The sequence below is a fragment of the Pseudomonas sp. G5(2012) genome (genome assembly GCF_000408945.1).
GTDB lineage: Bacteria > Pseudomonadota > Gammaproteobacteria > Pseudomonadales > Pseudomonadaceae > Aquipseudomonas > Aquipseudomonas umsongensis.
Window position 1 is genome coordinate 1 of the sequence record NZ_APIO01000132.1, and the last position, 6,665, is coordinate 6,665.

Sequence of the window (6,665 nt, forward strand, 5' to 3'; positions counted from 1 at the left end):
GAGCAGGCGCGCTCCCACAGTTGAAATACATTCCCCTGTGGGAGCGAGCCTGCTCGCGAAGACGTCAGAATAGTCGCTGCAGAATTTTCAGGACTCAACAACATGATCGACTACAACGAATACTTCGACGAAGTGATCCAGGCGCACGTCGCCATCGAACAATGGCTGGCCAAGGAACGCGACCCGGCCGAACTCGAACAATTACTAAGGCGTTTTTCGCCACAGTTTTCCATGGTCTCGCCGTTGGGCCGGGTGCTGGATTTCGATGCGTTGAACGAGTTGTTCCTGATGGCCGCAGGCAAGAAGCTTGGGTTGCGCATCGAACTTGGCGAGTTGAGCGGCATTGCCTTGCACAACGGCGGCGCAACCGTGAGTTACCGAGAACAACAGACCGATGCCACCGGCCTGCATTCCGATCGCCGCTCGACCGTGGTGTTCGAGAAGGTAGAAGGCAAGATTCTTTGGCGGCATCTGCATGAGACGTTTTGTTGAAACCTACAATGCGTTGACAACCACCGTACAGGTAATCCCCGCCGCCAACAGCACGCCCTCCGGCACTTCATCGATGTGAATCCGCACCGGCACGCGCTGCGCCAGGCGCACCCAGTTGAAGGTCGGATTCACGTCGGCAACCAGCTCGCGACTTTCCGGATTGTCGCGGTCGTAGATGCCTCGCGAGATGCTTTCCACATGGCCCTTGAGCACTTCACCGCTCATCAGTTGCATGTCGGCCTTATCGCCCACGCGCACGTGGGGCAGTTTGGTTTCTTCGAAGAAGCCGTAGACCCAGAACGAGTTCATGTCGACCACGGCCATCTTCGCTTCGCCGATGCGCGCGTAATCGCCGCGATGCACATTCAGGTTGGTCACGTAGCCGTCGACGGCTGCACGCACTTCAGTGCGCTTGAGGTTGAGTTCGGCGGCTTCCAGTTGGGCCTGGGCGTGCTGGTAGTCGGCCAGGGCCGAGTCGGCGAGGTTGCTGGCGTCGTCGCGGTTTTCCCTGGAGATCACCAGGTTGTCCATATCGGCGCGGCGATGGGCATTGACCTTGCGCATCTCCCAGGTGGCCTTGCGCGACGCCACCAATGACTGCGCCTGCTTGACCGCGAGGCGGTAGTGCTCGGGGTCGATCTGCATCAGCAAGTCGCCCTTCTTCACCAACTGGTTATCGCGCACGGGCACGTTCACTACTTCGCCCGTGACATCGGCGGCAACGTTGATGATGTCGGCGCGCACCCGGCCATCGCGGGTCCAGGGGGTGTTCATGTAGTGCTCCCACAGGGAGCGACCGATCCATATCGCGAGGGCCAGCACCAACAAGGTCGCGAGTAGGCTGAAAAGCTTTTTCATCAGGGCATTCTCAGTGGTAGAGAGTCAACGGTAGACAGTCAGCGCCAGGGCGCCGAACAGACAGGTAAAGAGGCTCAGGCGCAGCAGCGCCGGGTGCCAGAAGAAGCGGTACAGGTCGAAGCCGGACAAAAATCGGTCCAGTGCCCAGGCCAACGCCGCCGCGATGAAAAACATCAGGGTCATGGTCGGCATGTACACGCCGTGGAAGGCGATTTCACGAGGCATGTTCAAGTCCTTTGGGCTTGGTATTGGCGTAGGCGGTGAGCGGTGATTGCGGGTCGAGCAACGAGGTGCGGATAAAGTGCAGGTAGCTCTTGACCCGGCGCAGCGCCGACGTGTCGAAGTGCGGGGCAAAGGGTTCGTCGGTAGCTTGTACGCGGCTGATGGCGTGATCGACGGCGATCAGGGCGCGCTCCAGATTGCTCTGGCCCGGTTGCAGGAACAGCCGCACCAGCGAACGGCCCATCACACGGATCGACTGGCGCCATGGCTGGGACTCGGCGTACGCCGGATGCACCGGCAGGATCGCCTGCTCCTTGCGCAACTCGATGATGGCGTGCCCGACCTCCAGTACCACGAACATCCAGCGCAGCAGATCGCGCTGGACCTGTGGCTGCCCCGCCGCGAAGCCGTAGGCCTGATGCACCAGGTCGCGGGTGCGGCTTTCGAAACGCGACGCCAGCCCCTTGAGCTTGCCGCTGATGGCGTAGACCACCTGGCCACGCAAGTCCTGCTCCAGGCGCCGCCACAGCCAGCGACTGTTCGGCGGCAGAATGATCGCGCCGGCCGCCGCGCACACCAGCATGCCAAGCACCATGGCGATGTAGTCGTTGATGAAGGTGTACGGGTTGTAGACCGTGAGGTTGTCCGGCACCGAACCGGTGCTGAAGAAGATCAGCAAGCCGAGGCCGACACCGGCGTATTGCGGCCGCGAGCTCAGGAATGAACCGAGCACGATCACCGGTGCGAGCATCACACACAGCAACGGGAAGCCGTCGATCCAGGGGAAGATGAAAAACATCTCGACAAAACCGATCAGCGCCCCGAGAAACGTCCCGCAGGCCATCTGGAACGCCATGCGCTTGGGGTTCGGCGTGGCGGCGGACAAGCCGACGGTGGCGGCGGCGATCAATGTCATGGTCGCCCCGCTCGGCCATGCCGTCGCCACCCAATAACTGCCCAGCACCACCAGTATGAACGCGGCGCGAATCCCCGAGGCGGCCGACACCAGCCAGTTGGTTTGCGGTGTGAACGGTTCGTCCCAGCGCTCGCGTTCATGACTGTGATCGGCCAGGGATGCGTGGGTCTGTGCATAACTGTGCAAGTCGTCGACGAAGCGATAGAGCAATTCGTACGCCGTGTGGAAGTCCAGCAGCTCGGCATCGCTCGGACCGCTCTCCTGGAAGATCGCGCGCAGGCTTCGTACCCGCGCCGGCAAACCGGCCTTGTAGGCTGTCAGCGCCGTGACCAGGCGCGCCGCGTCGGCACTGGTCAGCGCACGGCCGCTAAAGCCATCGAGCAGTTCGGCGAGGTCTTGCAAGCCTGGTTTGATGGCCGCCACGGCGTGATCGGTGTCACTGCTGCGCAGGCGTTCGAGCAACTGGTGCAAGGCGTTGAAACGCGTGGTGATCCCCATGAACTCGCTGTTCAAGCGGCTGAGCCGACCGTTGCGCCGACGCATGTGCGGGTCTTCGAACACGGTGACGCTGCGCAGCCCTTCCAGGCCCACCGCTTCGGCGATGAAGCGCACGTTACCGGCCTCGAAGGCCTCGCGCTGACTGCGACCGCGCAAACCATCGGTGACGAACAGGGCAAATACCCCGAAGCGCTGATACAAGGCATTGCGCATCGCGGCACTGGCGGTTTGCGGCAAGATCGCGGCGCTGACCAGGGTCGCGCAGAGAATCCCCAGGGAGATTTCCAGCACCCGCCAGACCGCCGCCATGAACGCACCGTCTGGATGGGCCAGCGCTGGCAACCCGACCATCGCGGCGGTGTAGCCGGCCAACACAAAGCCGTAGGCGCGGAAGTTGCGGCAACGCGCCGCGCCGGCCGAGCAGATACCCACCCAGATCGCCAGCGAACCGAGGAACAGTTCGGTGTTCTGCGCAAACAGGGCGATCAACGCCACCATCACCGTCGAACCGGCCAAGGTGCCCAGAAAGCGATAGAAACTCTTGGCGAACACCTGGCCGCTTTGCGGCTGCATGACGATGAACACGGTGATCATCGCCGTTCGCGGCTGCGGCAATTCCAGGCGCATGGCCAGCCACAGGGTCAGGAAGGCTGCGATCAATACCTTGAAAATGTAGACCCAGGTCACGCCGTCGCTGCGTGCCCAGTCGAAGAAACCCCGGCGCCATTCAAGGGAGTACAGCCAGCGCAAGGGTGCGGGCAAGGGCGTCATCAGATCCTGCTCATTGGATAAAAGGTCAGACTCAGTACCTGTGGGAGCGAGCCTGCTCGCGAAAGCGGTGTGTCAGGCGACAACTTCTTTGACTGACAAGGCCTCTTCGCGAGCAGGCTCGCTCCCACTGGGGTTATGTTCAACGCAAAAGGACCGGGGTTTTCGGTGCAGCGGTCTGGCTGTCTTTCGGCACATCGTTGCCTGCACCGAGCCCGCCGCCCAACGCCGTCACCAACTCGGCATGGGCGCTGAGGCGCGCTGCCTGCACCTGCTGCTGCACCTGCTGCTGCTTGAACAACAGCGCCTGCGCATTGAGCACGTTGAGGTAATCGGTGAGCCCGCGCTGATAAGCGATCGTCGCGATGTCATAGGTTCTCTGTGCAGTGGCAACCGACTCGGCGGCGAAGGCCTGCTGCTTGTCCATGGACTCGCGACGAATCAACTGGTCAGAGATGTTCTTCAGGGCATTGACCAGGGTCTGGTTGTACTTGGCCACGGCAATGTCATAACCCGCCGAAGCCTCGCCCAGCTCCGCGCGCAAACGGCCGCCGTCGAAGATCGGCAGGGATATCGCCGGGCCGACGCTGTAGTTGAGCTTCCTGCCGGTCAGGAACTCCAGCGCCCCGCCACCGGTGGCCATGTAGCCCAGGCTGCCGACCAGATCGACGTTGGGATAGAAGCCTGCATGCGCCACGTCGATGCCCCGTGCTTGCGCCGCCACTTGCCAGCGGCTGGCGACAACGTCCGGACGTTGCCCGAGCAACTGCGCCGGCAACGACGACGGCAGTTTGAGCGCTGCACCCAGTGACAGGGTCGGCCGTTGCAATTGCGCCCCCTGCCCCGGCCCAAAGCCTGCGAGTGCGGCCAGTTGGTTACGGCTCAGGGCGATTTCCTCGTCCAGTGCATCGATCTGGCGATGGGTTTCCGGCAGGGGCGTCTCGGCCTGGCTGACTTCGAAATGGGTCCCGATGCCGCCGTTCAGGCGCTTGTGCGCCAGATCCAGGATTTGCTGTTGTTGCTTCAATGTCGCTTCGACGATGTCCCGCTGCGCGTAATGCAACGAGAGCTCGATGTAGACGCGCACGATGTTGTTCTGTAATTCGAGCTGCGCCTGACGCGCTTCGGCGACGGTCATGTGGGCCATGTCCACGGCGCGCTCGGTGGCATTGCTTTCACGACCCCAGAGGTCGAGGGCGTAACTGAAGCCCAGCGCGGCGTTGTTGTCCCAGGTCGTGCTGTTGGCCAGATCGCCGGGGCCGTAGAACTGATCGGTGGGCCAGTTGTGGCGCTTGAGGGTGGATTGGCCGTTGATCTGCAACGACTCGGCCGACTCGGCCACACCGGCGATGGAATTGGCCTGACGCACCCGCGCGGCGGCCATGGCCATGGTCGGGCTGCCTTGCACGGCGAGGTCGATCCAGCGATTCAGTTGCGGATCGCCATAAGCCTGCCACCATTGAGCGGTGGGCCAATGCGCATCCTGCGCGGCGCTCTGGATGGCTTCGTCGGTGGCCAGCGAATCAGCCTCCAGCGCCTTGCCCTGCGGGGCGATACCTCCGGTTCCGATGCAGCCGCTGATTACCAGGGTTAAAGCCAGAATACTGAGGGGTTGAAGCGCTCTGCTGATGCGACGCGGCACTGCTGAAAATTCCTGAGGTGGGGAACATAGGAGGGGGACGGCGCAATTCTAGGGGTGGGTTTTCAACGCGATAAGCTGGGATTCCTGTGAATCTTTGTTACCGTTAACGCGATAATCCCTTTGTAGGGGTCTCCGCCCCTGAAACTTCGTGTCACAATTTGCCATCGAACCCGAGAGCACCCCATGGACACATTGCAAAACATGCGCGCCTTCAGTTACGTGGCCGAGGCCGGCAGCTTCACCGCCGCCGCGGTGCAACTGGACACCACCACGGCCAACGTCTCGCGCGCGGTCTCCAACCTGGAAGCCCACCTGCAAACCCGTCTGCTCAACCGAACGACACGACGCATCGCCCTGACGGAAGCCGGCAAGCGCTATTTGCTGCGCTGTGAGCAGATTTTGACGTACGTGGAAGAAGCCGAAGCCGAAGCCAGCGATGCCCACGCGCGCCCGGCCGGGCAGCTCAAGGTGCACACCATGACCGGTATCGGCCAGCACTTCGTGATCGACGCCATCGCCCGCTATCGCAAGACCCACCCGGACGTGACCTTCGACCTGACCATGGCCAACCGCGTGCCGGACCTGCTGGACGAGGGCTATGACGTGTCCATCGTGCTCGCCAGCGAACTGCCGGATTCGGGCTTCGTCTCCCAGCGCCTGGGAATCACCTACAGCATCGTTTGCGCGTCGCCGGCCTACGTTAAAGCCAACGGTTGCGCGCAAAAACCCAGCGACCTGCTGAACCACGCGTGCCTGCGCCTGGTGAGCCCGGTCATCCCCCTGGAAAAATGGGCCTTCGACGGTCCCGACGGGCAGGAAATGGTCACCATCAACAGCTCGCCGTTCCTGGTGAACTCAGCCGATGCGATGAAAACCGCGATCACCAGTGGCATGGGCGTCGGTGTACTGCCGCTGTACGCCGCGATCGACGGTTTGCGTAACGGCACGCTGGTGCGGGTGATGCCCAAGTACCGCTCGCAGGAGCTGAACCTGTACGCGATCTATCCGTCGCGGCAGTACCTGGATGCGAAGATCAAGACTTGGGTGGAGTACCTGCGCGGGTCGTTGCCGGAGTTGTTGGCGGCGCATCAGGCGGAATTGGCGGCGTATGAATTGAGCGGCAGTCTCGCCGGGGCGCGAGTGGCAAACTGAGACGTACTTGAACGAATGGCGATTAAAAACCCGGACCTGGTCCGTAAAGCTGCTGTTCACTTAAGCATGGGGTTGTATTTAAGGACTGGATTGGGGGGATATCCATTGCTGCGGTAA

The 6,665-nt window shown here is 62.1% G+C and carries 6 protein-coding genes; 2 read left to right on the plus strand and 4 right to left on the minus strand.

Annotated features, from left to right (window positions below; translation table 11 throughout):
• The first annotated feature begins 102 nt into the window (after window positions 1-102).
• Window positions 103-492, plus strand: coding sequence for a hypothetical protein (locus tag PG5_RS29395; RefSeq protein ID WP_020800721.1), 390 nt, complete (start codon window positions 103-105; stop codon window positions 490-492).
• Window positions 493-495: 3 nt separating this feature from the next.
• Here the strand turns inward: PG5_RS29395 and PG5_RS29400 are convergent, their stop codons facing one another.
• The 4 genes from PG5_RS29400 to PG5_RS29415 all read right to left on the minus strand — a co-directional run bounded on the left by PG5_RS29400 (window position 496) and on the right by PG5_RS29415 (window position 5,396).
• Window positions 496-1,350, minus strand: coding sequence for an HlyD family secretion protein (locus PG5_RS29400; RefSeq protein ID WP_020800722.1), 855 nt, complete (start codon window positions 1,348-1,350; stop codon window positions 496-498).
• A gap of 24 nt (window positions 1,351-1,374) precedes the next feature.
• Window positions 1,375-1,575: a DUF1656 domain-containing protein gene (locus PG5_RS29405; RefSeq protein ID WP_007896379.1), complete on the minus strand. Its 201-nt coding sequence runs from the start codon at window positions 1,573-1,575 to the stop codon at window positions 1,375-1,377.
• Entirely contained in the window at window positions 1,565-3,757 is a 2,193-nt protein-coding gene (locus PG5_RS29410) for an FUSC family protein (protein ID WP_020800723.1), read from the minus strand. Before PG5_RS29410 ends, PG5_RS29405 begins: the two co-directional genes overlap by 11 nt.
• Window positions 3,758-3,896: 139 nt before the next feature.
• Complete coding sequence (locus PG5_RS29415) at window positions 3,897-5,396, minus strand: efflux transporter outer membrane subunit (RefSeq protein ID WP_020800724.1); 1,500 nt, start codon at window positions 5,394-5,396, stop codon at window positions 3,897-3,899.
• A 183-nt stretch (window positions 5,397-5,579) separates the two neighbouring features.
• Between PG5_RS29415 and PG5_RS29420 the strand changes: the two genes are divergently transcribed.
• A complete protein-coding gene (locus PG5_RS29420) occupies window positions 5,580-6,548 on the plus strand; it encodes a LysR family transcriptional regulator (protein ID WP_020800725.1) in 969 nt (322 codons plus the stop codon).
• Window positions 6,549-6,665: the final 117 nt, after the last annotated feature.

What these genes read in the sequence shown, in the direction of transcription:
- PG5_RS29405 (WP_007896379.1), bottom strand. Translation starts at nt 1,575, where the DNA reads ATGCCTCGTGAAATCGCCTTCCACGGCGTGTACATGCCGACCATGACC.
- PG5_RS29410 (WP_020800723.1), bottom strand. Translation starts at nt 3,757, where the DNA reads ATGACGCCCTTGCCCGCACCCTTGCGCTGGCTGTACTCCCTTGAATGG.
- PG5_RS29395 (WP_020800721.1), top strand. Translation starts at nt 103, where the DNA reads ATGATCGACTACAACGAATACTTCGACGAAGTGATCCAGGCGCACGTC.
- PG5_RS29400 (WP_020800722.1), bottom strand. Translation starts at nt 1,350, where the DNA reads ATGAAAAAGCTTTTCAGCCTACTCGCGACCTTGTTGGTGCTGGCCCTC.
- PG5_RS29420 (WP_020800725.1), top strand. Translation starts at nt 5,580, where the DNA reads ATGGACACATTGCAAAACATGCGCGCCTTCAGTTACGTGGCCGAGGCC.